The 24,590-nt window shown below is 69.9% G+C and carries 17 protein-coding genes and 1 pseudogene; 14 read left to right on the top strand and 4 right to left on the bottom strand.

From position 1 onward, the window contains the following. Nucleotides 1-127 precede the first annotated feature (127 nt). Entirely contained in the window at nt 128-1,141 is a 1,014-nt protein-coding gene (locus QSK32_RS24640) for a fatty acid desaturase family protein (RefSeq protein ID WP_157411069.1), read from the bottom strand. 132 nt (nt 1,142-1,273) lie between these two features. Here QSK32_RS24640 and QSK32_RS24635 point away from each other — a divergent pair, with 132 nt between their 5' ends. Together QSK32_RS24635 and QSK32_RS24630 are read left to right on the top strand one after the other, a co-directional pair. Then, nucleotides 1,274-2,560 (top strand): sensor histidine kinase, encoded by a 1,287-nt coding sequence (locus tag QSK32_RS24635; RefSeq protein WP_285473312.1) that lies wholly within the window; start codon nt 1,274-1,276, stop codon nt 2,558-2,560. Beyond that, entirely contained in the window at nt 2,512-3,150 is a 639-nt protein-coding gene (locus QSK32_RS24630) for a response regulator transcription factor (protein WP_045743027.1), read from the top strand. Before QSK32_RS24635 ends, QSK32_RS24630 begins: the two co-directional genes overlap by 49 nt. Nucleotides 3,151-3,412: 262 nt before the next feature. Here QSK32_RS24630 and QSK32_RS24625 read toward each other — a convergent pair whose 3' ends face one another. Continuing rightward, nucleotides 3,413-4,456, bottom strand: a complete 1,044-nt coding sequence (locus tag QSK32_RS24625) for a WD40/YVTN/BNR-like repeat-containing protein (protein WP_285473311.1) — start codon at nt 4,454-4,456, stop codon at nt 3,413-3,415. Between the two features lie 95 nt (nt 4,457-4,551). On the opposite strand from QSK32_RS24625, the gene QSK32_RS24620 reads away from it, so the two are divergent. Further along, nucleotides 4,552-5,121: an antibiotic biosynthesis monooxygenase gene (locus QSK32_RS24620; RefSeq protein WP_285473310.1), complete on the top strand. Its 570-nt coding sequence runs from the start codon at nt 4,552-4,554 to the stop codon at nt 5,119-5,121. 177 nt (nt 5,122-5,298) lie between these two features. On the opposite strand, the gene QSK32_RS24615 is transcribed toward QSK32_RS24620, so the two are convergent. Then, nucleotides 5,299-6,903 carry an alpha/beta hydrolase gene (locus QSK32_RS24615; protein WP_045743025.1) on the bottom strand — a complete coding sequence of 535 codons (1,605 nt, stop codon included), beginning with the start codon at nt 6,901-6,903 and terminating at the stop codon, nt 5,299-5,301. 282 nt (nt 6,904-7,185) lie between these two features. Here QSK32_RS24615 and QSK32_RS24610 point away from each other — a divergent pair, with 282 nt between their 5' ends. Continuing rightward, nucleotides 7,186-8,907 (top strand): acyl-CoA dehydrogenase, encoded by a 1,722-nt coding sequence (locus QSK32_RS24610; RefSeq protein WP_502872555.1) that lies wholly within the window; start codon nt 7,186-7,188, stop codon nt 8,905-8,907. Between the two features lie 10 nt (nt 8,908-8,917). Continuing rightward, a complete protein-coding gene (gene ligD, locus QSK32_RS24605; protein ID WP_285473308.1) occupies nt 8,918-9,871 on the top strand; it encodes a non-homologous end-joining DNA ligase in 954 nt (317 codons plus the stop codon). On the opposite strand, the gene QSK32_RS24600 is transcribed toward ligD, so the two are convergent. Further along, entirely contained in the window at nt 9,846-10,835 is a 990-nt protein-coding gene (locus QSK32_RS24600) for a LacI family DNA-binding transcriptional regulator (protein WP_245673985.1), read from the bottom strand. The genes ligD and QSK32_RS24600 overlap by 26 nt on opposite strands. Before the next feature lie 303 nt (nt 10,836-11,138). Between QSK32_RS24600 and QSK32_RS24595 the strand changes: the two genes are divergently transcribed. The 9 genes and pseudogenes from QSK32_RS24595 to QSK32_RS24555 form a co-directional block, all read left to right on the top strand. After that, nucleotides 11,139-12,428 carry an ABC transporter substrate-binding protein gene (locus QSK32_RS24595; protein WP_052720520.1) on the top strand — a complete coding sequence of 430 codons (1,290 nt, stop codon included), beginning with the start codon at nt 11,139-11,141 and terminating at the stop codon, nt 12,426-12,428. Further along, on the top strand, nt 12,428-13,369 hold the full coding sequence (locus QSK32_RS24590) for a carbohydrate ABC transporter permease (protein WP_045743021.1): 942 nt from the start codon (nt 12,428-12,430) through the stop codon (nt 13,367-13,369). Before QSK32_RS24595 ends, QSK32_RS24590 begins: the two co-directional genes overlap by 1 nt. After that, nucleotides 13,366-14,211: a carbohydrate ABC transporter permease gene (locus QSK32_RS24585; protein WP_045743020.1), complete on the top strand. Its 846-nt coding sequence runs from the start codon at nt 13,366-13,368 to the stop codon at nt 14,209-14,211. The genes QSK32_RS24590 and QSK32_RS24585 overlap by 4 nt, the downstream gene beginning before the upstream one ends. Nucleotides 14,212-14,228: 17 nt before the next feature. Further along, the gene (gene arfA / locus QSK32_RS24580; protein WP_045743019.1) at nt 14,229-15,740 is read left to right on the top strand and encodes an arabinosylfuranosidase ArfA; all 1,512 of its coding nucleotides are present in this window, start codon (nt 14,229-14,231) and stop codon (nt 15,738-15,740) included. Nucleotides 15,741-15,914: 174 nt separating this feature from the next. After that, entirely contained in the window at nt 15,915-17,564 is a 1,650-nt protein-coding gene (locus QSK32_RS24575) for a beta-1,3-glucanase family protein (protein WP_285473307.1), read from the top strand. Nucleotides 17,565-17,830: 266 nt separating this feature from the next. Next, nucleotides 17,831-19,300 carry a pyridoxal phosphate-dependent decarboxylase family protein gene (locus QSK32_RS24570; RefSeq protein WP_285473306.1) on the top strand — a complete coding sequence of 490 codons (1,470 nt, stop codon included), beginning with the start codon at nt 17,831-17,833 and terminating at the stop codon, nt 19,298-19,300. Then, nucleotides 19,300-20,586 (top strand): lysine N(6)-hydroxylase/L-ornithine N(5)-oxygenase family protein, encoded by a 1,287-nt coding sequence (locus QSK32_RS24565; protein ID WP_045743018.1) that lies wholly within the window; start codon nt 19,300-19,302, stop codon nt 20,584-20,586. The genes QSK32_RS24570 and QSK32_RS24565 overlap by 1 nt, the downstream gene beginning before the upstream one ends. Next, nucleotides 20,583-22,784: a GNAT family N-acetyltransferase gene (locus tag QSK32_RS24560; protein ID WP_285473305.1), complete on the top strand. Its 2,202-nt coding sequence runs from the start codon at nt 20,583-20,585 to the stop codon at nt 22,782-22,784. The genes QSK32_RS24565 and QSK32_RS24560 overlap by 4 nt, the downstream gene beginning before the upstream one ends. Next, nucleotides 22,781-24,538 (top strand): annotated as a pseudogene (locus QSK32_RS24555) (penicillin acylase family protein); the annotation flags it as partial. The gene QSK32_RS24560 and the pseudogene QSK32_RS24555, both read left to right, overlap by 4 nt. Nucleotides 24,539-24,590: the final 52 nt, after the last annotated feature.

Genomic DNA, 24,590 nt, shown 5'->3' with positions numbered 1-24,590 from the left:
TCCCTGTGAGGACTCTATCCCGAGGCGTACGGGACGGCCCAGGTGCGCTCGGCGGCCGTGGCTGGACCGATATCTTCGCCCGGGTGGCCCGACCGCCGGAACTTCCGGCCATCGGGCCCATTCCGGTCTACGCCCGCTTCGCCTGCCGCAACTCCGCACCGACGTCGTGCAGGTGCCGCAGCGCCTGCCGGTACGAATCGATCAGACCGGTCAACTCGTACGAGACACCGATCTCCTCGCAGTAACGCTGCACCAGCGGCTGGGCCTTGCGCAGGTTCGGCGTCGGCATCGCCGGGAACAGGTGATGCTCGATCTGGTAGTTCAGCCCGCCCAGCGCCGTGTCGACCAGCCAGCCGCCGCGGACGTTGCGCGAGGTCAGGACCTGCTTGCGGAGGAAGTCCTCGGAGCCGTCCGGGTGCGGCATGCCCTTGTGGTTCGGCGCGAACGTCATCCCCAGGTACACCCCGAAGAGACCCTGGTGCACCACGAAGAACACCAGCGCCTGCAGCGGGGACAGGACCAGCACCAGAGCGGCGAGATACCCCAGGATGTGCGCCGACACCAGCACCGACTCCAGGCCGCGCCGCTTGCCGCGCTCCCGGATCAGCCAGTTGATGCTGTCCTTGCGCAGTGACAGGCCCAGCAGGGAGAGCAGCGGGAAGAAGAACCAGGCCTGATGGCGGACCACGAAACCCCGGCCCCGGGCGTCCTCGGCGTTCCAGACCAGCACCTCCGGGCTGACATCCGGATCCAGATCGTCGTGGTTGGGATTGGCGTGGTGCTTGGTGTGCTTCTCCATCCAGTACCCGTAGGACATCCCGATCGCCACGTTGCCGAAGATCAGGCCGGCCCGGGCGCTCGGCTTGTTGGTCCGGAACACCTGCCGGTGCGCCAGGTCGTGGGCGACCAGCCCGACCTGCGCGAAGAGCACCCCGAGGAACACGGCCACGGCGATCGTCCACCAGGAGTCGCCGATCAGGAAGAAGGCGGCCCACCCGCCGGCCAGGGCGAGGGTCACCAGGCTCAGGCGTACGGCGTAGTAGGCCGGCCGCCGTCGTAGCAGGCCGGCCGCGTTGATGCGTCGGTTGAGTTCGGCGAAGTCACTTCCGCCGCCGGTCCTGGTCTCGGCTGTCATCGTCATACGCACAGCTAACCGGCGCGATGGCATTTGGTCAGGAGTATCCACTCCCTCGTGCATAGGAGGCTGACACCCCGGTGGGGAGTAGGGCTGGCACTACCGACACCGGTGGTGCCCGGGGCCCAGGATGAGGACATGGACTCGCGTGACTGGATCCGCGACGGCGTCCGGGCCCTGGCCGGGGGTGCACTCGCCATCCCGCTGGCGGTGCTCAACCTCCCGCTCCTCGTGCTCTCCGTCGTCTCCCTCGCCCTGGTGCTCGTGCCCGGTCTCGGGATGCTGCTCTTCCCCCTGGTCACCCGTTTGGTGCGGGCCCGCACCGGACTGGCGCGCCGGCTCAGCGCACGGTACGGCGTGCCGATCGCCACGCCGTACCGTGCGCTGCCCGCCCCGGCCCGGATCGGCGGTCCCCGCCGCCTGCGCTGGCTGCTCACCGACCCGGCGACCTGGCGCGACCTGGCCTGGCTCCTGCCCGGCGCGGTGGCCGGGTTCACCCTCGGCGTACTCTCCCTGGCCGTCCCGATCTACGGGGTGGAGGGCATCCTGCTGATCCCACTATGGACGTGGCTGGGCGGCGTCTGGAGCGGCTACGGCGCCATCTGGCCGATCCAGACCGTCGGCGACGGCTTCCTCTCCCTGCCGCAGGGCACCCTGATCCTGATCATCGGCATCGCCGCGGCACCCCACCTGATGCAGGCCGGCGCCCACGCCGACCGGCTGCTGCTCGCCCCGACCCGCAACGCCGAGCTGCGCCTGCGGGTCAGCCGGCTCACCGAGACCCGGGCCGACACGGTCGATGCGCAGGCCGCCGAACTGCGCCGGATCGAACGCGACCTGCACGACGGCGCCCAGGCCAGGCTGGTCTCCCTCGGCATGACCATCGGGATGGCCGAGGACATGGTCGAGGACGATCCGGCCGGCGCCCGCAAACTGCTCGCCGAAGCCCGCGAGGCCAGCACCGCGGCCCTGGTCGAGCTGCGCCACCTGGTCCGCGGCATCCACCCGCCGGTGCTCGCCGAACGCGGGCTGGAAGGCGCGGTCCGGGCGCTCGCCCTGGCCCTGCCGGTGCCGACCGAGGTGACCGCGGCGCTGCCCGCCCGGCTGGAGACCCCCGTCGAGTCGGCCGGCTACTTCGCGGTCGCCGAGGCGCTGGCCAACCTGACCCGGCACAGCTTCGCCCGGCACGCCTGGGTGGAGCTGTGGCACACCGGGGAGTCGCTGGTGATGCGGGTCGGCGACGACGGCCTCGGCGGAGCCGACCCGGCCGGCGGCACCGGGCTGCGAGGCATCGAACGCCGTCTCGCCGCCTTCGATGGCACGATGAGCCTGTCCAGCCCGCCGGGCGGACCGACCGTCGTGACCATGGAGCTGCCGTGCGCGTTGTCATCGCCGAGGACCTCGCCCTCCTCCGGGACGGCCTGATCCGACTGCTCGAGGCGTACGGGTTCGAGGTGGTGGCTGCGGTCGACAACGGACCGTCCCTGCTGCCGGCACTGGTGGAGCACCGGCCGGACGTGGCGGTGGTGGACGTACGCCTGCCGCCCACCTTCACCGACGAGGGCCTGCAGGCGGCGATCGCGGCCCGCGTCGAGGTGCCCGGCCTCCCGGTGCTCGTCCTCTCCCAGCACGTCGAACCGCTGTACGCCCGCGAACTGCTGACCGACCGCAACGGCGGCGTCGGCTACCTCCTCAAGGACCGCATCGCGAACGTGACCCAGTTCGTCGACGCGGTCCGCCGGGTCGCCTCAGGTGGCACGGCGATGGACCCCGAGGTGGTGTCCCAGCTGCTCGCCCGCCGTCAGCCGCCGCTGGCCGCGCTGACCGTCCGCGAACGCGAGGTGCTGGGCCTGATGGCGGAGGGACGCTCGAACGGTGCGATCGCCCAGAAACTCTTCATCGGCGACAAAGCGGTCAGCAAGCACATCAACGGCATCTTCACCAAGTTGGCGCTGCCCCCGTCCGACGACGACCACCGGCGCGTCCTGGCCGTCCTCGCCTACCTCAACGCCTGACCGCTCGTGACTGTTGCTCACGGCTGTCCCTGCCGCGACAGCCGTGAGCAACAGCCGGACCCGTGTCGTTGCTTTCCGGATCGCCGTGCGACGCCTCCGCCGGACCCGCAACAGCGTGTTGCGCGTTCGTCGACGGCCTCGCTCACTGGACCTGGCCGCTCCGCCGGTGCCCGAAGGCGGCAGCGGGTCCACCGGCCGCCCCGCCGGAGAGCGCGGACGCGGCCCAGGGACCCGCTGCCGGCGGGGTGAGGGTGGGAGTGCTTCAGTGCGTACCCCGTAGAAGGGCGACGCGGCCGTCCTGGCCGGAGGCCCAGCAGGCGCCGGACGCGCAAGCGACCGCGTCGAAACTGCCCGTGTCGAAGCGGCGCCACGTGACGCCGCCGTCGTGGGTGATGTCGCTGCCGGTGGGGCCGACCGCGAGGGCGGTCCGGCCGCGTCCGGTCCAGGCCACGCCGGAACGGTAGGCGCCAGGAACCGTGCGGGAGACCGTCCAGGTGCGCCCGCCGTCGCGGCTGACCGCCGAGCCGTCCGGGGCCGAGTCCGGGACGGCGTAGTCGCCGCCGACCGCCAGGCCGGTGCGCTCGTCACGGAAGGCCAGGGCGTAGATGCCGGCGCTGGGTCCGCTCGGGATCGGTGAGTCGGTGACCGACCAGGTTCGCCCGAAGTCGTGCGAGGCGAAGACCCGGGCGGTGGCGTCACCGCCGGTCGCGAACCAGGCGTGCCGGCCGGAGGCGACCAGGCAGGTGCCGCCGGCCGCGAAGGCGAACTCGCCGGGCAGCGCGTCCGGCATCCCGGTGGAGGGCAGGACCGTCCAGGAGCGGCCGCCGTCGCCGGTGGCGAGGATCCGGAAGCGCCCGTCGACCGGGTCGGACAGCGCCAGACCGTGCCGCTTGTCGCCGAACGCGACACAGTCGTAGAAAGCGGCCGGATCGTCGTTGCGGAACACCTCGGTCCAGGCGCGCCCGCCGTCGGCGGTGCGGTAGAGCCGCGAGTCGGCGCCGTTGCCGATGGTCAGCGCCACCGCGGTCCGCGCGTCGAAGGCCTCGATGTCACGGAATTGGAGGGCCGCCGCGTCGGCCGGCCCGGTGGAGGTCCAGTGCCGGCCGGCGTCGGTCGTGCGCAGGATCGTTCCGGCGCTGCCGGCCACCCAGGCGACCCGGCCGTCGACGGCGGCGAGCCCCCGGAACCGGGCGGTCGAGCCGGTGTCGGTGAGCTGCCAGGACGGTTCCGGCCCGCCGGTGAAGCCGAGGCCGCCGACCAGGGCGAGCGCGAGCGCGGTTATCGACAACTTTCGCTGCATTGTCATGCTGGCCGAACTTACCCGCCTCGGCAGGTGTGTGACACGGCACGGATTCGCCGACCGCAATACAGCGGCAACGTGGCGATACCACAATGTGGGACATGGAGTCCCCGCCGCAGCTCGCCGTCACCGTAGCCATCACTCGGCGCGCCGACCCCGGACGTACCGCGGAGATGGCCGCCTGGGTCCGCGCCGGCACCTCCCTGGCCGAGACCTTCCCCGGCTTCCTCGGCACCGGCTGGGTCCGCCCCGAGGTCGGCTCGGCCGAATGGCACATGCTCTACCGGTTCGCCGACGCCGAGGCGCTGCGCAACTGGGAGGAGTCCAGCCAGCGCCAGTGGTGGCTGTCGTCGGCCGAGGGCTTCGTCGAACACACCCGGGTCGAGCGGCGCACCGGCATCGAGGGCTGGTTCGACCCGCCCCGCGAACGCGAGGTGGACGAGCCGGGCGCACCGGTGCCGGCCGCGCCACCGCGCTGGAAGCAGGCGGTCACCATCTGGCTCGGCTTCTTCCCGGTCAGCCTGCTCTCCGCGTTCCTGCTGATGCCGCACCTGACCAGCCTGAACACCGTGCTCCGCACCGTGATCAGCACCCTGATCCTGACCCCGATCATGACGTACCTGGTGTTGCCGAGAGTGACCCGCCTGCTGCAGCCGTGGCTCAGGCGCTGATCGGGGTACGCGCTGAAGCACTCCCGCCCTCACCCGCCGGCAGCGGGTCCCCGGGCGGTGTCCGCGCTCTCCGGCAAGGCGGCCGGTGGACCCGTCGCCGCCTCGGGCACCGGCGGAGCGGCCAACAGCCGGCGGGCGGTGTCGGCTTGTCTAATTGTCGTCGTCGTGAGAATGACGTCAGGAGTCGAGGAGGGCTCGTAGGCGGAGGGTGTCGACGACGGTCCAGCCTGGAGGCGGGGCCAGCGCGGCCCAGGCGTCGACCGTCTCGGACTTGTAGACGTGGCCGTGGCCGGTCGGCACCTTGTTGGCGAATATCAGGTCGCAGGTGGTCTGCCAGAAGGTGACGACCGGGTACCAGTGCATGTCCGGGGTGACGTCCGGCCCGCGTTCGCCGGTCAGCCACTGCGGCTTCTTCCACAGCAGGTCCCAGCTCCACCAGACCACCGGGTCGGTGGCGTTCTGCAGGTAGACCAGCTTGGGGCGTTCGCCGGTGAGTTCGCGCAGGCTGGCGGCGTTCTCGGCGAACGCGACGGGCAGGTCCGGCAGCACCGGGTTCCACACCGGGCTGCCCTCGGCGCGGCTCTCGGTCAGCGAGCGGTGGATCGGGTTCGCGAACGTCGGGCCTTCGAGCAGCACGCCGTCGGCGCCGGCGATCAGGCGGTCCGCGGTGCGGTAGGTCTTCTCCAGCCCGTACGTCCCCAGGCTCTCCCCGAAGAGCAGCAGCGTGGGCCGGGTGTCCTCGGACAGCGCGTCCCAGCGTCGCTGCACCGCCGTGATCAGGGCGGAGGCCGCGGTCACCACCTCGGAACGGTCCGCGCCGAGGAACGCCGCCCAGCTCGGCAGGTACGAGTACTGCATGGACACCAGCGCGGTGTCCCCGGCGTACATGTACTCCAGGGAACTGGTGACCTTGCCGTCCACCCAGCCGGTGCCGGTGGGGGTGAAGACCGCGACGACGGCCCGGTCGAACGCGCCGGTCCGGTCCATCTCGCGGACCACCAGGTCGGCGCGGTCCTCGACGGTGTCGGCGGAGGTGAGGCCGGCGTAGAGGCGGATCGGCTCGGTCGCCGGGCGCCCGGCGAACTCGCCGAGTTGTTCCGGGGTGGGGGCGCCGGCGACGAACGCCCGGCCCTGCCGTCCCAGGCTGTCCCACGGGACCAGGGAGGGTGCGCTGCCCGAGCGCAGGGCGGAGGCCGGCATCAGTACGCCGGTGCCGGTGCCGTTGTTGGTGATCGCGGCGGACCGGTCGGCCATCGAGAACAGGTTCGCGACCAGCACGTTGTCGAGGGTGCCGTAGCTGAGCAGGGCGACCACGAGGGTGCCCGCGCAGTAGGCCGCGGCGTTCGGGACGATCCGCCGGAAGAGCCGCGCGCAGCCGTGGGTGGCGAGACGCAGGGCGCGGGCGATCAGCAGCAGCAGCCCGAAGGTGAGCAGGCTGATCCCGACGGTGCGGACCAGGTCGTACTCCTCGGTGGGTGGCATGCCGAGCCGTAGCCGCAGCGCGCTCTGCCAGCGGGTGCCGAGGGCGAGGAAGACCACGACCAGCAGCGGGGTGGCCGCGGCGAGGACGCGCCAGGCGATCCGGACGGTCCGCGCGCCGAAGGGGCGGCGCAGCCGGATCAGCGCGCCGACGCCGGTGCCGAGGGCGTAGCCCATCGCGGCGGTGACCCCGGCGACGACGCCTTGCAGGAACCAGACCCGGGGCAGCAGGGAGGGGGTGAAGGAGAGGCAGTAGAAGACGACGGCGAGGCCGACGCCGGTGATGCTGGGTCTGCTCGACATGATGGGAGGGCGGCGGGGTGCCGGGGCCTGCGTGGTGACGGGGGTGCGGGGCCGGGGGATCCGGGCGTGGAGTGGTGCGAGCCATCCTTCGGGTGGCGCCATCACCTGTCTGCGCATGCGGTGCTCCGTTCGCGCGTACCCGGGGTGACGACGTCGCCCCGCTACGTGTCCCCTCCATCATCCGGGTTCGGTGCCAGTGGACGCCGCCCCGTTTCCCCCTGGTTTCCCTCGGTCACTGCCCCTAGTGGAGGGCGAAAGTTAGTGCACACTGGGTGCATGGTGATGGCCGAGGTGTCCAAGGTTCTCTCCCGGCGCGATCTCGAGTTCCTCCTCTACGAATGGCTCGACGTGGAGGCGCTGACCTCGCACGAGCGGTTCGCCGACCATTCCCGGGAGACGTTCGATGCATTCCTCGACGTGTCGCAACGCATCGCCGAACGGGACTTCGCACCCCATAACCGGACCGCCGACCTGCGCGAGCCGACCTTCGACGGTGACAAGGTGGAGACCATCCCGGAGGTGGCCCGGGCGTTGCGGGTGTTCGCCGAGTCCGGCCTGATCGCCGCCACCATGGACGCCGAGCACGGTGGACTGCAGCTGCCGCACGTGGTGCAGCGGGCCTGTTTCCTCTGGTTCCAGGCGGCCAACACCGCCACCTCGGCGTACCCGATGCTGACCTCGGCGAACGCCCACCTGCTGGTGAAGTACGGCAGCGCGGAGCAGATCCGCCGGTTCGTCCAGCCGATGATCGAGGGCCGCTACACCGGGACGATGTGCCTGTCCGAGCCGCAGGCGGGTTCCTCGCTCAGTGACGTCACCACGAGGGCGACGCCGGCCGGCGACGGGACCCACCGGATCACCGGCGGCAAGATGTGGATCTCCGCGGGGGACCACGAGCTGAGCGAGAACATCGTGCACCTGGTCCTGGCCCGGGTGGCCGGAGCGCCGGCCGGGGTCAAGGGGCTCTCGCTGTTCATCGTCCCCAAGCTGATCCCGGAGACCGGTGAGCGCAACGGTGTCACGCTGGCCGGGCTCAACCACAAGATGGGGTTCCGCGGCACCACCAACGCGGTGCTGGCGTTCGACGACGCCACCGGTCACCTGGTGGGGGAGGCGGGCCGGGGCCTGCAGTACATGTTCCACATGATGAACGAGGCCCGGATCGGTGTCGGTGCCGGCGCGGTGGCCCTCGGCTACACCGGTTACCTGCACGCGCTCGCCTACGCCAAGGAGCGGGAGCAGGGCCGCCCGGTCACCGGCAAGGACCCGGCCGCCCCACCGGTGCCGATCATCAGGCACCCGGACGTCCGCCGGATGCTCGTCGCCTCCAAGTCCTACGTCGAGGGCGGGCTGGCCCTGGTCCTGTACGCCGCCCGGCTCCTCGACCAGCCGTCGGAGGAGAACGACCTGCTCCTCGACGTGCTGACCCCGATCGTCAAGGCGTGGCCGTCACAGTGGTGCCGGCTGGCCGACGACCACGCCATCCAGATCCACGGCGGGTACGGCTACACCCGCGAGTACCCGGTCGAGCAGTTCTACCGGGACAACCGCCTCAACTCGATCCACGAGGGCACCGACGGCATCCAGGCGCTGGACCTGCTCGGCCGCAAGGTGACGATGCGCGGCGGCGCCGGGCTGGAGCTGCTGCTCGACCGGATCCGGGCGACCGCCGACCGGGCGCCGAAGGACCTGGCCGACCCGGTGCACCGGGCCTGCGACCGGCTGGCGCGGACCACGGCGATGCTGTGGGCGGCCGGCGACGCGGGGCCGGCGCTGGCGAACGCTTCGGCGTACCTCGATGCCGCCGGACATCTGGTGATCGCCTGGATGTGGCTGGAGCAGCTGGTCGCCAGCGGTGACCGGGAGGGTGACTTCTACCAGGGCAAGCGCCTGACCGCGCACTACTTCGTCGCGCACGAGCTGCCCCGGATCGGCCCGCTGCTGGACCTGCTGGATTCCGGGGACACCCTGTTTCTCGACCTGAACGAGGCCTGGCTGGGCTAGTTTCAGACACATGGCCGGTAAAGCCACCGTCATCGAAGTCGGCGACCTCGAGGTCCGGGTCTCGAACCCGGACCGGGTCTACTTCCCGGAGCTCGGGGCGACCAAGCTCGACCTGGTGCGCTACTACCTCGCGGTGGGCGACGGCATCGTCCGGGCGCTGCGCGAGCGTCCCTGCATGCTGCACCGCTTCCCGGACGGACTGGCCGGGGAGAAGGTGCATCAGAAGCGGGTGCCGAACGGCGCCCCGCCCTGGCTGGAGACGGTCCGGGTGACGTTCCCCCGGTACAACAGGCACGCCGACGAGGTGTGCGTGACCAAGCCGGCCGACGTGATCTGGGCGGTGCAGATGTCCACCGTGGAGTTCCATCCGTGGAACTCGCGGCGGGCCGACGTCGAGCGGCCGGACGAGTGGCGCATCGACCTCGACCCGATGCCGGACTGCCCGTTCGGCACCGTGCGGCGGGTGGCCGGGGTGGTCCACGAGGTGCTCGACGAACTGGGCATCACCGGCTACCCGAAGACCTCCGGTGGGCGGGGCCTGCACGTCTACGTGCGCATCGCGCCACGGTGGGGCTTCGCCGAGGTACGCCGCGCCGCCCTCGCCTTCGCCCGTGAGGTGGAGCGCCGTGCCCCGGACGACGTGACGACCACCTGGTGGCGCAAGGACCGGGACCCGGGTTCGCTGTTCGTGGACTACAACCAGAACGCCCGTGATCACACGATCGCCAGCGCGTACTCGGTGCGGGGTGTCCCGGCCGCGACGGTCTCCACGCCGGTGCGCTGGGACGAGATCGCGGACGTGGAGCCGATGGAGCTGACCATCCGGACCGTTCCGGCGCGGTACGCCGAGCTGGGTGACCTGCACGCCGATATCGACGATCAGGAATTCTCGCTGGAAACTCTGCTGGAGTGGGCGGACCGGGACGAGCGGGCCGGGCTCAGCGGGCCGAACTCTCCCGAATGATCAGCCGGTGCGGGGCCCTCAGTTCCAGGCCGGGTGGCGGGGTGGGACTGGTGATCCGCAGCAGCAGGCGTTCCACCGCGGTGGCCGCGATCCACTCCTTGTCCGGCGAGACGGTGCTGACCGTCGGATTGGAGAACGCGCCCTCCTCGATGTCGTCGTAGCCGATCACCGCGATGTCCTCGGGGACGCGCAGGCCCCGCGAGACGATCGTGTGGATGGCGCCGAGGGCCACCAGGTCGCTGTAGCAGAACACCGCGTCCGGGGGCTCCTCGAGATCCAGGAGGCGGGCCATGGCGTGGGCGCCGTCGGGACGGTTGAAGCGTGGCGTACCGATGACGAGGTCTTCGTGGACGGCCTGGCCGCGCGCCTCGTGGGCCTCGCGGAATCCGCGCGTGCGCAGTTGGGCGGCCTCGCCGGTGGCGTACGGCTGGTCGCCTATGGCGGCGACGCGCCGGCGGCCGAGGCCGAGCAGGTGGTCGGTGGCCTGGCGGGAGGCGGCGACGTCGTCGATGCCGACGTGGTCGAAAGTTCCGTCGCTGCTGCGCTCACCGAGGATGACCAGGGGTAACGACGGGTCACGGTCGGCCAGGGCCATCTGGTCGAGGCCGAGTGGGCTGAAGATGACGCCGTCGAAGAGCAGCCGGCGGGAGCCGTGCGCGATGAACGCGCGCTCGTGTTCGGGGTCGCCGTCGGTCTGGTCGATCAGGACGGTGTATCCGGCGGCCCGTGCGGCGCGCAGCACGCTCTGCAGCAGCTCGGAGAAGTAGGGAGTGTCCAGATAGGGCACTACCAGGGCGATCTGGCCGGACTTGCCCTGGGCCAGGTTGCGGGCCAGGACGTTGGGCCGGTACCCGAGTTCCTCGACCGCCCGCTGGACCCGTTCCCGGGTCCGGTCGGTCACTTTCGCGTAGCCGTTGACCACGTTGGAGACGGTGCGACTGGACACCCCAGCCAGCTCCGCCACGTCACGAAGAGTCACCTCGCGGCGCAATGTGCCCCCCTTTGCGGCATCCCGCCTACGCCAAGTTTCCGGCAGGTTACCCCTTGCCGACGTACTCACGTCCGTGCATGCTGTCTTTGCAGCGCTGCAAAATCGTAGCAACAACCGCCAACGCTGTGAATAAGACCTGGTGAAGGGGCTTGTCCGCCGACCTGAAGTGTGCCAGCACCGCAGGCCGGCTCCCCGACACGCATGACCCGGACACTCAGATTCGCGAAACCCCGGTGAGGACCCATGAATGTCAGGAACTTCAGTCTAGGACGAGCGGTGGTCGCGGCGGTCAGTGCGCTCGCACTCGCCGCCTGCAGCGGCGGTTCGTCCGACGCGGGGGCCGAGGACGGCCCCGTCACGATCAAGGTCTGGGCGTGGTACCCGGCGTTCCAGGGCGTCGTCGACGACTTCAACAAGACGCACACCGACATCAAGATCGAGTGGACCAACGCCGGTGCCGGCCAGGACCAGTACACCAAGCTGCAGACCGCGCTGAAGGCCGGCAAGGGCGCGCCCGACGTGGCGATGCTCGAGTTCCAGGAGATTCCCACCTTCCAGCTCACCAAGCACCTGGTCGACCTGGGCAAGTACGGCGCCAACGACGTGAAGAGCAGCTACGTCGACTGGGCGTGGAAGCAGGTCAGCACCGGCGACTCGGTCTACGCCATCCCGGTCGACGCGGGCCCGATGGCGATGCTCTACCGCGAGGACCTCTTCAAGCAGTACGGCCTGACCGTGCCGAAGACCTGGGCGGACTACAGAGCGCAGGCGGAGAAGCTGAAGACCGCCTCGGGCGGCAAGAGCTACATCACCGACTTCGGCGCCAACGACGGCGGGTTCATGACCGGCCTGCTGTGGCAGGCGGGGGCGAAGCCGTACACGTACGACATCGCCGACCCGTCGAGCATCGGGATCGCGGCCAACTCGGCCGAGGCCAAGAACGTCTTCGGGTACTGGGACGACCTGGTCAAGAACGGCCTGAGCGACACCGTCGCCTACGGCACCACCGACTTCTACAACGGCCTGGCCACCGGTAAGTACGTGACCTACCTGGCCGCCGGCTGGGGCCCGGGCTACCTGCAGAGCGTCGCCAAGACCACCTCCGGCAAGTGGCGGGCCGCGCCGCTGCCGCAGTGGACCGAGGGCGCCGACGCGCAGGGCGACTGGGGCGGCTCGTCGTTCGCGGTGACCGACCAGACGAAGCACCCGGAACAGGCCGCCAAGGTCGCCATGGAGATCTTCGGGGCGACGAACACCGACGCCTGGAAGATCGGCATCGACGAGGCGTACCTCTTCCCGACCGCCACGCCGATCCTGGAGTCGGACGCCTTCGTCAAGAAGGAGTACGAGTTCTTCGGCGGCCAGAAGGTCAACGAGGTGTTCGTGCCGGCCTACAACGGGATCACCGAGTTCGCCTGGAGCCCGTTCAACAGCTACAACTTCAACCAGCTGACCACCACGGTCGGCCAGGCGATCGAACAGAAGACGGCGTGGACTCAGGCGCTGGACACGGTCCAGACCAACGTCTCCACGTACGCCACCCAGCAGGGCTTCACGGTCAAGTAATGACCGAGGTCCGCTCCGCGCCCGCGACCGCCGTCCCGGCGGTCGCGGGTCCCCCATCCGGCCCGGCCGGCGGCTCCCGCCGGCGGGAACGGGCCAAGCAGGGTGCCGTCGGATGGCTGTTCGTGCTGCCGTTCGCGGTGCTGCTGGTCGCGTTCCTGCTGTTGCCGATGGCGTACGCGCTGAAGCTCAGCCTCTACCGTTCCACCCTGATCGAGGGCGAGGTCTTCGCCTTCCTGGACAACTACAAGCAGGCCTTCGAGGACCCGCTGGTCCGCCAGGGCGTCGTCCGGGTGCTGCTGTTCGGCCTGGTGCAGACCCCGGTGATGATCGGCATCGCGCTGCTGGCGGCGCTGCTCATCGACGGGGCGACCTCCCGGTTCTCCCGGTTCTTCCGGCTCGCCGCCTTCGTGCCGTACGCCGTGCCGGTGGTGATCGGCACGCTGATGTGGGGCTTCCTCTACAGCGGCAGCACCGGCCCGTTCCGGGGCCTGGGGATCGACTTCCTCTCCAGCGGTGTGGTGCTGGCCTCGCTCGGCAACATCGTCACCTGGCAGTGGGCCGGCTACAACATGATCGTCCTGTACGCGGCGTTGCAGGGCCTGCCGAAGGAGGTCTACGAGTCGGCCAGGCTCGACGGCGCCACCGGCACGCAGATCGCGCTCCGGATCAAGACGCCGATGATCTCGTCCGCGCTGGTGCTGGCCACCCTGTTCACCATCATGGGGACGCTGCAGTTCTTCACCGAGCCGCTGATCCTGCGGCCGCTCAACCCGGGCGCGATCACCGAGCACTACACCCCGAACCTGTACGCGTTCCACCAGGCGTTCTCGTTCCAGCAGTACAACTACTCGGCCGCGATCTCGTTCCTGCTCGGTGCGGTGGTGTTCGTCGGGTCGTACATCTTCCTGTTCGCCACGAGGAAGCGGAGCGCCCTGCGATGACCGAGAAGAAGGGCTCCATCGCGAGTCATCTGCTGATGGGCGTGATGGCGATCTACTTCCTGCTGCCGTTCTGGTGGCTGCTGGTGGCCGCGACCAAGGACAACGACGGCCTGTTCGGTTCGGCGCCGCTCTGGTTCTCCGACGTGCACCTGGTGGAGAACCTGCGACTGCTGTTCAGCCAGGAGAACGGCATCTACCTGACCTGGCTGCGCAATTCGGCGTTCTACGCGGTGGTCAGCGGTCTCGGCGCGACCGTGGTGTCGGCCCTGGCCGGGTACGCCTTCGCCAAGCTGCGGTTCCCCGGCCGGAACGCCCTGTTCGCCCTGCTCCTCGGGCTGATCATGGTGCCGGCCACCGCCCTGGTACTGCCCACGTACCTGCTGATGTCGCAGGCCGGGATGGTCGACACGATCTGGGCGGTGATCCTGCCGTCGCTGCTCAACCCGTTCGGCGTCTACCTGTTGCGGGTGTACGTCCACGACTCGGTGCCGGACGAGATGCTCGAGGCGGCCCGGATCGACGGGGCCGGCGAGTTCCGGGTGTTCCGCAGCGTGGCCCTGCCGGCGATGCGCCCGGCCCTGGTGACGGTCCTGCTGTTCACCATGGTCGCGTCCTGGAACAACTTCTTCCTGCCGCTGGTGATGCTCAGTGACAGCAGCCTGTACCCGCTCACCGTGGGTCTGCGGACCTGGTTCATGACGGCGACCCTCGGCGGTGGTGGGCCCGCTCTGTTCAACGTGATCGTCGCCGGATCGCTGGTGGCGATCGTGCCCCTGATCGCCGCGTTCCTGCTGCTTCAGCGCCACTGGCGCAGTGGCCTGACCGTCGGCGCCGTCAAGTGAGAGAACAAAGGACGAACATGCTCCAAGCACGTGTCTCGCTGCATCCCTCCTCGGTGGTGGCGCCGGTCAGCCGGCGTACCTTCGGCTCGTTCGTCGAGCACATGGGACGGTGCGTCTACACCGGGATCTACGAGCCGGGCCACCCTCTCGCCGACGAGGACGGCTTCCGGACCGACGTGCTGGCGCTCGCCCGCGAGCTGGGCGTCACCGTGGTCCGCTACCCGGGCGGCAACTTCGTCTCCGGCTACCGCTGGGAGGACGGCGTCGGCCCCCGCGAGGACCGTCCGCGGCGGCGTGACCTGGCCTGGCACAGCATCGAGACGAACGAGGTCGGCATCGACGAGTTCGCCACCTGGGCCGCCAAGGCGGACGTCGAGATCATGTACGCGGTCAACCTCGGCACCCGTGGTGTGCAGGAGGCGCTCGACGTGCACGAGTACGTCAACCACCCGGAGGGCACCCACCTCTCCGAGCAGCGCCGGGCCAACGGCGCGGAGAAGCCGCACGGCATCAAGATGTGGTGTCTCGGCAACGAGCTGGACGGTCCGTGGCAGACCGGGCACAAGACCCCCGAGGAGTACGGCCTGCTGGCCGCCGCGACCGCGCGGGCGTTGCGGTCGGCGGAGCAGGATCTGGAACTGGTCGCGTGCGGCAGCTCCAACTCCGCGATGCCGCTCTTCGGCGCCTGGGAGTCCACGGTTCTGGAGCACGCGTACGAGGTGGTCGACTACGTGTCGCTGCACGCGTACTACCAGGAGTTCGACGGCGACCTGGGCTCGTTCCTTGCCAGCGCGGTCGACATGGACTACTTCGTGAACAGCATCGTGGCCACCGCGGACGCGGTCGGCGCGAAGTTGAAGAGCAAGAAGAAGATCAACCTGTCGTTCGACGAGTGGAACGTCTGGTACCAGTCCCGGTTCAACGACGCGCCGGTCCCGGAGAGCTGGGACGTCGCCCCGCGGGTGATCGAGGACCAGTACAACGTCGCGGACGCGGTGGTGGTCGGCAACCTGCTGATCTCGCTGCTGCGGCACAGCGACCGGGTCACCGCGGCCTGCCAGGCGCAGCTCGTCAACGTGATCGCCCCGATCATGACCGAGCCCGGCGGCCCGGCCTGGCGGCAGACCATCTTCTTCCCGTTCGCCCGGACCGCGGCCCTGGCCAAGGGCGACGTGCTGCAGACCCGGGTGCAGACGCCGACGTACGCCACCAAGCGCTTCGGTGAGGCGGACGTGGTGGACGCGGTGGCCACCCATGACGCGGCGACCGGGGACGTCGTGCTCTTCGTGGTCAACCGGGACCAGGGGCAGCCGGCCGAGCTGACCGTCGACCTGAGCGCCTTCGGCGGCGGTCTGTCGGTGGCCGGGTCCTGGCTGATGACCGACGACGACGTCTACGCGGGCAACACGAGGGACGACCCGGAGCGGGTGGGACTGCGGGAGCTCACCGGCGCTACGATCACCGACGGCATCGCCACGGTGACCCTTCCGCGGGTCTCCTGGAGCGCGATCCGCTTCAGCCGGAGTTGAGACTCGACCGGGCCGTGACTCAGGTCACGGCCCGGAAAAGTGTTATCCACGCGGCCGGAAAATCGTCGGCCTGCGACTTCCTTAAAGCAACGTTAAACAGCGCGCGAAAACGCGTCGCGGCATTTCATGATGGTCGGCGTCCCGGACCGATCCCATCGGAAAGGCCGCACCCCCATGCGCCGTAAAAGAAGTCTGATTCTCGCTGCGACGGCCACCGCCGCCGCGGTCGCCACCGCCTGGATCGCCCTTCCCGCTTCGGCGGCCGCCCCGACGGCCAGCCTGAAGACCGTCTCGAACTGGGGCACCGGCTGGCAGGACGAGGTCACGATCAGCAACACCGGAGCGTCGTCGCTCGACTCCTGGAAGGTCGAGTTCGACCTGCCCGCCGGTGCGAAGATCGGTAGCTTCTGGGAAGCCGACATGGCATTGTCCGGTTCCCACCTGACTTTCACGAACCGGTCCTGGAACGGTTCTCTCCCGGTGGGTTCAGCGGTCACTTTCGGGTTCGTCGGCTCGGGCGGGCAACCGATCAACTGCAAGTTGAACGGCGCCCCGTGCGGCGGTGAGGCGATCGTCCCGACCTCCGCGCCGGCCTCCGTCGCCGCGACCACCCGGCCGGCCACCACCGCGCCGACCGTCGAGGCCACCACGGCGGCTCCGGCCACCTCCGCGCCGAAGCCGAGCGCCACGAGCACGAAGACCACCGAGGCGGACACCGATGTGCCGCCGGCCGCGAACACGCTGCCGGTGACCTTCACCAACAGGTCCGGTCGCAGCGGGCAGGTCTTCGTCTACGTGCTGGGCACGAACCTGACCACCGGCAAGCTCGGCTACGTCGACGCCGCCGGCGGGTTCACCGCCTGGAGCGGCGGCGCCTCCACCCCGGTGCCCGCGCCGGACGTGGCGATCAGCGGCCCGGCGAACGGCGAGGCCAAGACGATCAACGTGCCGAAGAACCTGTCCGGCCGCGTCTACTTCTCGTTCGGTGAGAAGCTCGACTTCCGGCTCACCACCGACGGTCTGGTGCAGCCCGCGCCGTGGAACTCCTCGGACCCGAACCACGACATCCTGTTCGACTGGAGCGAGTTCACCCTCAACGACTCCGGCCTGTGGCTGAACAGCTCGCAGGTCGACCAGTTCGCGGTCCCGCACGTCGTCAGCGTCACCGGCGGCTCCGGCACCACCAGCAAGACCGGTGAGCTCGTCGACGGCGGCCGCCAGAAGGTGATCAACGCGGTCAAGGGCGACGCCGACTTCGCCAAGAGCGTGGTCACCGCGGCCGACGGCACGGTGCTGCGGGTGCTCGCCCCGGGCAAGGCCGCGGACGCCGGCCTGATGAGCCCGACCTACCTGGACGGGTACATCACCAGCGCCTGGAACGCGTACACCTCGAAGAGCCTGACCGTGGTCCCCTTCACCGACCAGCCGAACCTCAGGTACACCGGGAAGACCGCCGGGGACGTCATGAGCTTCACCGACTCCACCGGCAAGACGGTCGCCTCCTTCACCAAGCCGTCCACCGCCAACGTGTGGGGCTGCGACGGCGCGCTCGGCGCCCCGAACGACCAGGTGGTCGGCCCGATCGCCCGGACCCTGTGCGCCGCCCTGTGGCGGACCACGCTGGGCGAGCTGGACACCCAGCCGAGTGGCACCGCGGCGGACTTCTACACCGGCTCGCCGGCCAACACCTACGCGAAGTCGATCCACGACAACATGGTCGACGGCAAGGCATACGCCTTCGCCTTCGACGACGTGCAGAACCAGGAGTCGCTGGTCCACGACGGTGACCCGCGCAAGGCCGGGATCACCTTGACCCCGTTCTGACCGGTAGGTCGTTTCCCGCTTCAAAATCGATGAAGCCCGCTGTCTCAGACGGCGGGCTTCATTGCAATGTGTGACTAATCACCTGCACTACGCGGGTTTACCGGCTGGTAGGACCTGCCCTGGTGGGGACCCCTGTGGAGTGGATCAAGGCCGCACGACTCCATGCCCGGCACGCCCCGCGATGCCGTAGCCAAGTTTCCTTCTCGTGTCCTGCCGGTTAGCCTCCCCTCAAGTTAGGTAATGCTTACCTTATTTAGGAGGCTGCGTTGGAGGGGTCCGTTTCCCCGCATCTCTTCTCCGGGTCCACGCTGGACGGTTACACGTCCGGCGTCTGGCACGCGTCAGCGCTGCTGGCCGACCGGGTGAAGGCAGTGCGGCAGCCGTACTCCGGCGCTACCGTCGCAGAGCTCCAGGACCAGGTCGACGCCGTCGATCTGGACCGGCCGCTCGGCGACACGGGGGCGGCGCTGCACGAGGTCGCTCGGCTCTACCTGGACAACGCCGTCTGGTTCCACGAGCCGACCTACGTGGCACATCTGAACTGTCCGGTCGCCATCCCGGCGCTCAGCGCCGAGGTGCTGATCTCGGCGGTGAACTCGTCGGTCGACACCTGGGACCAGAGCGCCACCGGCACCCTGATCGAACGCCGTCTGATCGACTGGACGGCCGGGCGGATCGGCTTCGGGCCGGACGCCGACGGCGTGTTCACCAGTGGCGGCACCCAGTCGAACCTGCAGGGCCTGCTGCTGGCCCGGGAGGAGACGCTGGCGCACATCGAGGAGGACCGGGCCACCGCGATCCCGAAGCTGCGCATCCTGGCCACCGCGGAGAGCCACTTCAGCGTGGGCAAGTCGGCCGGCATCCTCGGACTGGCCGCCGACGCCGTCGTCGGTGTGCCCACCGACGACTCCGGCCGGATGGATCCGGGCGCCTTGGCGGCGGCTCTCGCGGGGGTACGCCGTGACGGCGCCGTTCCGATGGCCGTCGTGGCCACCGCCGGCACCACCGACCTGGGCCGCATCGATCCGGTCGACACGATCGCCGTGATCTGTGCCGAGCAGGGCATCTGGTTCCACGTCGACGCCGCGTACGGCTGTGGGCTGCTGGTCTCCACCCGGCGCCGGCACCTGCTGGACGGCATCGAGCGGGCCGACTCGGTGACCGTCGACTTCCACAAGAGCTTCTTCCAGCCGGTCAGCTGCAGCGCCCTGGTGGTCCGCCGCGGCGAGACCATGCGCCGGATCGCGGTGCACGCCGACTACCTGAACCCGCGGACCGCCACGGTCCCCAACCAGGTGGACAAGAGCCTGCAGACGACCCGCCGGTTCGACGCGCTGAAGCTCTGGATGACCCTGCGCACCATCGGATCCGAGCAGATCGGCGACATGTTCGACGTCGTGGTCGACCGGACCCGCGACGCGCACCGGCTCGTCGAGGCCGACCCGGACTTCGAGGCGCTCACCGCACCGACGCTCAGCACGCTGCTGTTCCGGTTCCGTCCCGCGGACCTGGACGTGGCCGACTGCGACACGTTGATGCCGGCGCTGCGGCAGCGGCTGTTCCACGGCGGCCAGGCGATCGTCGCGGGCACCACCGTCGGCGGCCACTACTGGCTGAAGTTCACCATCCTCAACCCGAACACCACGAACGAGAACCTGACCGACGTGCTCAACCTGATCCGGGAGATCGGCCGCGAGATGCTGGGCCGGAACGAGATCGCGGCGGTGATGGCGTGATGCGGACCCACGACTTCGTCGCGATCGGTGTCGGACCGTTCAACCTGGGACTGGCCGCTCTCACCGAGGACCTGCCCGACGTGGACGGCGTCTTCCTCGAACAGCGCGACTCGTTCGACTGGCACCCCGGGCTGATGATCGAGGGGGTGACCATCCAGGTGCCGTTCATGGCGGACCTGGTCACCATGGCCGATCCGACGTCACGGTTCAGCTTCCTCAATTACCTCAAGCAGGTCGGGCGGCTCTACCCGTTCTACATCCGGGAGAACTTCTTCCCGCTGCGGGCCGAGTACAACGCGTACTGCAAGTGGGTGGCCGGCCAGCTGTCGTCGATCCACTGGAACACCCGGGTGGACAGCGTCACGCACGACGGTGAGGCCTACCTGGTGCACACCGGCGGCGAGACCTACCGGGCGTCGAAGCTGGTAGTGGGCATCGGCACCGAGCCGCGGGTGCCGGCCGTCGCGGACCAGGGCCCGTACGTGCACAGCGCCGACTACCTGCAGAACAGGGAGCGGCTGCGGGAGCTCGACTCGATCACGGTGATCGGCAGCGGGCAGAGCGCGGCCGAGATCTACCACGATCTGCTCGCCGAGATCGACACCCGCGGGTACCACCTGAGCTGGATCACCCGCTCGCCCCGGTACTTCCCGATGGAGTACACCAAACTCACCCTCGAGATGACCTCGCCGGAGTACATCCGGTACCACCACGGACTGCCGATGGAGGTGCGCGACCGGCTCGGCCGTGAACAGCGCAACCTCTACAAGGGCATCAGCGGTGACCTGGTCGACGCCATCTACGAGACGCTCTACGCGAAGAGCCTGGCCGGCCCGGTGCCGACCACGCTGCTCACCGGCACGTCACTTGCGGGCGTGATCTGGGACGAGGCCGAACAGCGGTACACCCTCGCCCTGAACCACGCCGAACAGGGACGCTCGTTCACGGCCAGCACGCAGGGCCTGATCCTGGCCACCGGGTACACCCCCCGCGTCCCGTCCTTCCTCGATCCGATCAGCGACCGGATCAAGCGGGACGCCCGCGGCCGCCTCGACGTGGCGGTCGACTACGCCGTCGACGTCGACGGCAGCGAGGTGTTCGTGCAGAACGCCGAGGAGCACACGCACAGTGTCACCGCCCCGGACCTGGGCATGGGGCCGTACCGCAACTCCGTGATCCTCAAGGCGATCACCGGCCGGGAGATCTACAAGATCGAGGAGTCGATCGCCTTCCAGCAGTTCGGCGTCGGAAGCGCCGACATCCCCCGAGCGTTGGTGAACCGATGAGGCTCGTACCCCTGAATCTCGACCGCGACCTGGACCTGCTGCACGCGTGGGTGACCCATCCGCGCTCGCACTACTGGGGCCTGCAGGGCGCCTCCCCGGACCGGGTCCGCGCGGAGTACCAGAAGATCGCCGACAACCCGCACCACCACGCGTGGATCGGGCTCGACGACGACGACGTCCCGGTGTTCCTCGCCGAGACCTACGACCCGGCGCACAGCGAACTGGCCGAGCACTACGACGTCGCGCCCGGCGACGTGGGCATGCACGTGCTGGTCGCGCCGCCGACCCGGAAACGGTCCGGCCTCACCTCCGCGGTGATGCGCGCGGTGATGGACTTCTGCTTCGCCGACCCGCGGATCGCGCGCGTGGTGGTCGAGCCGGACGTGCGCAACGAGGCGATCGAACGCAAGAACGCCGAGGTCGGCTTCGTCGAGGAGCGGCACGTCACGCTGCACGACAAGGTCGCGCGGCTCAGTTTCTGCACGCGGGCGGCGTACGCGATGAGCGTCCCGCACCTGAACCCGGCGACGATCGCTCTCGCCCACCGCCGGTTGATCGCGAAAGCGATCGCCGAGTTCAGCCATGAGCGTCTCATCAGCCCGGTCGTCACGAAGGACGGACACTTCCGATTCGGCGAGATCGAGTTCGCGGCGAAACGGTTCGCCCTGGAGCACTGGGTGGTCGACCCGGCCTCGATCCGGGGCTGTGACAACGCCCTCGACTTCATCTCGGGACTGCGCGAGACGCTGGGCATTCCGGAGAAGCTGCTGGGCACGTACCTCGAGGAGATCTCCGCGACGCTGGGCGGCACCGCCTGGAAGATCACCCACCGGCGGGAGACCGCCGAGGAACTGGTGCACGCCGGCTTCCAGACGATCGAGGCGGCGATGACCGAGGGACACCCCGGTTTCGTGGCCAACAACGGCCGGATCGGTTTCGGTCTGCGCGATCACGAGAGCTTCGCTCCCGAGACCGGCAGCCCGGTCCGCCTGCGCTGGGTGGCGGTCCTCAGGGCCGAGAGCGGTTTCGAGTACGGGGGAGCGGAGCGCGACTTCTACGCGGCGGAACTCGGGGCCGATGTCCTGGACCGCTTCGAGCGGCAGCTCCGTTCCAAGGGCCTGGACCCGGCCGACTACCGGTTCCTGCCGGTGCACCCGTGGCAGTGGGAGCACAAGGTCACCGTCACGTTCGCCCCCGACGTGGCCCGCCGGGCAATCGTGCCGCTCGACGAAAGCCCCGATCGTTATCGGGCACAGCAGTCGATCCGCACGTTCTTCAACACGGACCGGCCGGACCGGCACTACGTGAAGACCGCGATCGCCGTGCAGAACATGGGGTTCCTGCGGGGACTCTCGCCGAAGTACATGAGGGCCACGCCCGCGATCAACCAGTGGGTCGCCGACCTGGTCGCCGGCGACGAGGAGTTCCGGGCCAACGGATTCGGGGTGCTGCGGGAACTGGCGTCGATCGGGTACACCGGGGACGCCTACCACCGGGTGGGCGTGCCTTCGGCGTACACGAAGATGCTCGCCGCTCTGTGGCGGGAGAGCCCGGTGCCGCAGCTGAGGGACGGCGAGCGGCTCGCCACCATGGCCAGTCTGCTGCACCGCGACCGGGACGGGAACTCCCTGGTCAGCGCCCTGATCGCGGCGTCCGGCGAGACACCGGCCGCCTGGGTCGCGTCCTATCTGCGCGCCTACCTGCGTCCGGTGGTGCACTGCCTGCTCCGGCACGACCTGGTGTTCATGCCGCACGGCGAGAACCTGATCCTGGTGCTGGAGAACCACGTGCCGCGCCGGGTGTACATGAAGGACATCGGCGAGGAGGTGGCGGTGATGAACGACCAGCCGCTGCCGCCCGAGGTGGAACGCATCCGGGTCGACGTCACCGACGAGCTCAAGGAACTGGCGATCTTCACGGACGTCTTCGACGGCTTCCTGCGGCACCTCGGCGGGATCCTGGACGGCGACGGCGTGCTGCCCGAACGCGAGTTCTGGACCCTGGTCGGCGACTGCGTGCGCGAACACGCCAAGGACCACCCGACGCTGGCCGGGCGCCTCGACCTGTTCCGGCCGACCTTCGCGCACTCCTGCCTGAACCGGCTGCAACTGCGCAACACGCTGCAGATGGTGGACCTCACCGACCAGGCGAGCTCCCTCATCTTCGCCGGGACGTTAGACAACCCGATAGCTTCATGAGGCTCCGACGCGACGACTACGGGATCCCGCACCTGCGGGCCGGCTCGGTCCTCGAGCTGGCCTATCTTCAGGGGCGGGTGACCGCAACCGACCGTGGACGGCAACTCACGGTCGAGCGGCGACGCTCGGAGGGCACCCTCGCCGAGATCGCCGGAGCCGAGGAGGCGGGCTGGGACGTCTTCGCCCGCCGGGCCCGGCTCGACGACACCGCCCGGCGCTCGTTCGCCAACCTGTCCGGGGAGAGCCGCGCCTTCCTGGAGGCGTATGCGAACGGCGTCCGGGCGGCCGGTGTCGGCTGGCACCCCTGGTCCTCGATCGGGGTGTTCCTGGTGCAGAACATCCTGTTCGGCACGTTCCCCAGCAAGATGTGGCGGGCGCACGTCGCCCGTACGCTCGGGCCGGAGGCGGTGAAATGGTTCGCCGTCGAGGGCCCGGACGGTTCCGGGAGCAACGCCTGGGCGGTGCCCGGCCTGATCGCCGGAGACCCGCACCGGGTCCTCGAACTCCCCGGGATCTACCAGCAGGTCCGCCTCTCCTGCCCGGAGTTCGACGTGGCCGGGCTGACCTTCCCGGGCGTGCCCGGCGTGCAGCACTTCGGGCACACCGGGACGGTGGCCTGGGCGGTCACCAACGCGATGGCCGACTATCAGGACCTTTTCACCGAGGAGGTGCGGCAGGGCCCGGCGGGGACCGAGGTCCGGGGCCCGGGCGGCTGGGAGGCGGCGCTCGTCCTTCAGGAGACCGTTTTCGTACGCGACGCCGACCCGATCACCATCGACGTGGTGGAGACGCCACGTGGCCCGGTCGTCGACGGTCCACTGAGCCTGCGGACCCCGGCACGAGCCGCCCTCGAGACCGGCTTCGACACCCTGCTGCCGTTGCTGCGGGCGAGAACCGCGGACGACGTCGCCGACGCGTTCGCGCACTGGGTCGAACCGGTCAACAGCGTCCTGACCGCCGACACGACCGGCCGGATCCTGCAGCTCACCGCCGGCCGGGTGCCGGTCCGCGACGACCGCAACCGGTGGTACCCGGTCCCCGCCTGGGACTCCCGGTACGAGTGGAAGACCGGCTGGGCCGACCTGGCCCGCGAGCAGGTCCCGGACGCCGTCAACGCCAACGACCGCCGGCCGGACACCGCGATGCACGGCATCGACTTCGCCCCGCCCCTGCGGGCCGAACGGATCCGTGCCCTGCTCGACGCCGGCGCCGGCCCGCGCACGATCCACATGGACACGGCGTACCCGGTGGACTCGCTGGAGGCCGGCCGGCAGGCGGCGTGGCGGGCCGCGGTGGCCCGGGCCCTGCACGAGCATCCGGCCCTCGCGCCGCTGTTCGAACCGTCCGGCCACGACCCGCTGTTCGCCCCGTGGACCGACCCGCGGGCCCGGATCGGGTACGCCCTCGACGGCGTCCTGGCGGGCCTCGGCCTGGACCCGGCCACGCTCGCCGACCCGGCGGCGGTGGACTCGTCCGCGTCGTGGGGCGACCGGCACCTGCTGCACGCGGTCCAGCTGCCCGGGCTGTCGGTGTCCCTTCCGACGATCAGGCTGGGCGGTTCCGGGGACTGCGTACTCAACACCGCGAGCATCCCCGGGGTCACCGACGTGTGCTGGCGGGGACCGGTCGCCCGGTACGTCTGGGACCTGACCGACCGTTCCCGCAGCGGCTGGATCGTCCCGTTCGGCGCGTCCGGCGATCCGTCCTCGCCGCACTTCCTGGACCAGTTGCCGCTCTGGTCCCGCGGCGAGCTGATCCCTGTGTTCGACGACCGGGCTTCACCCGTCTCGCCGCCGGAGGACCTGA

Origin of the sequence: Actinoplanes sp. NBRC 101535, assembly GCF_030269225.1 — a bacterium.
GTDB classification, from domain to species: domain Bacteria; phylum Actinomycetota; class Actinomycetes; order Mycobacteriales; family Micromonosporaceae; genus Actinoplanes; species Actinoplanes rectilineatus.
Note: the sequence above shows the minus strand (reverse complement) of the source record. Positions and strands in the feature narration are given on the sequence as shown.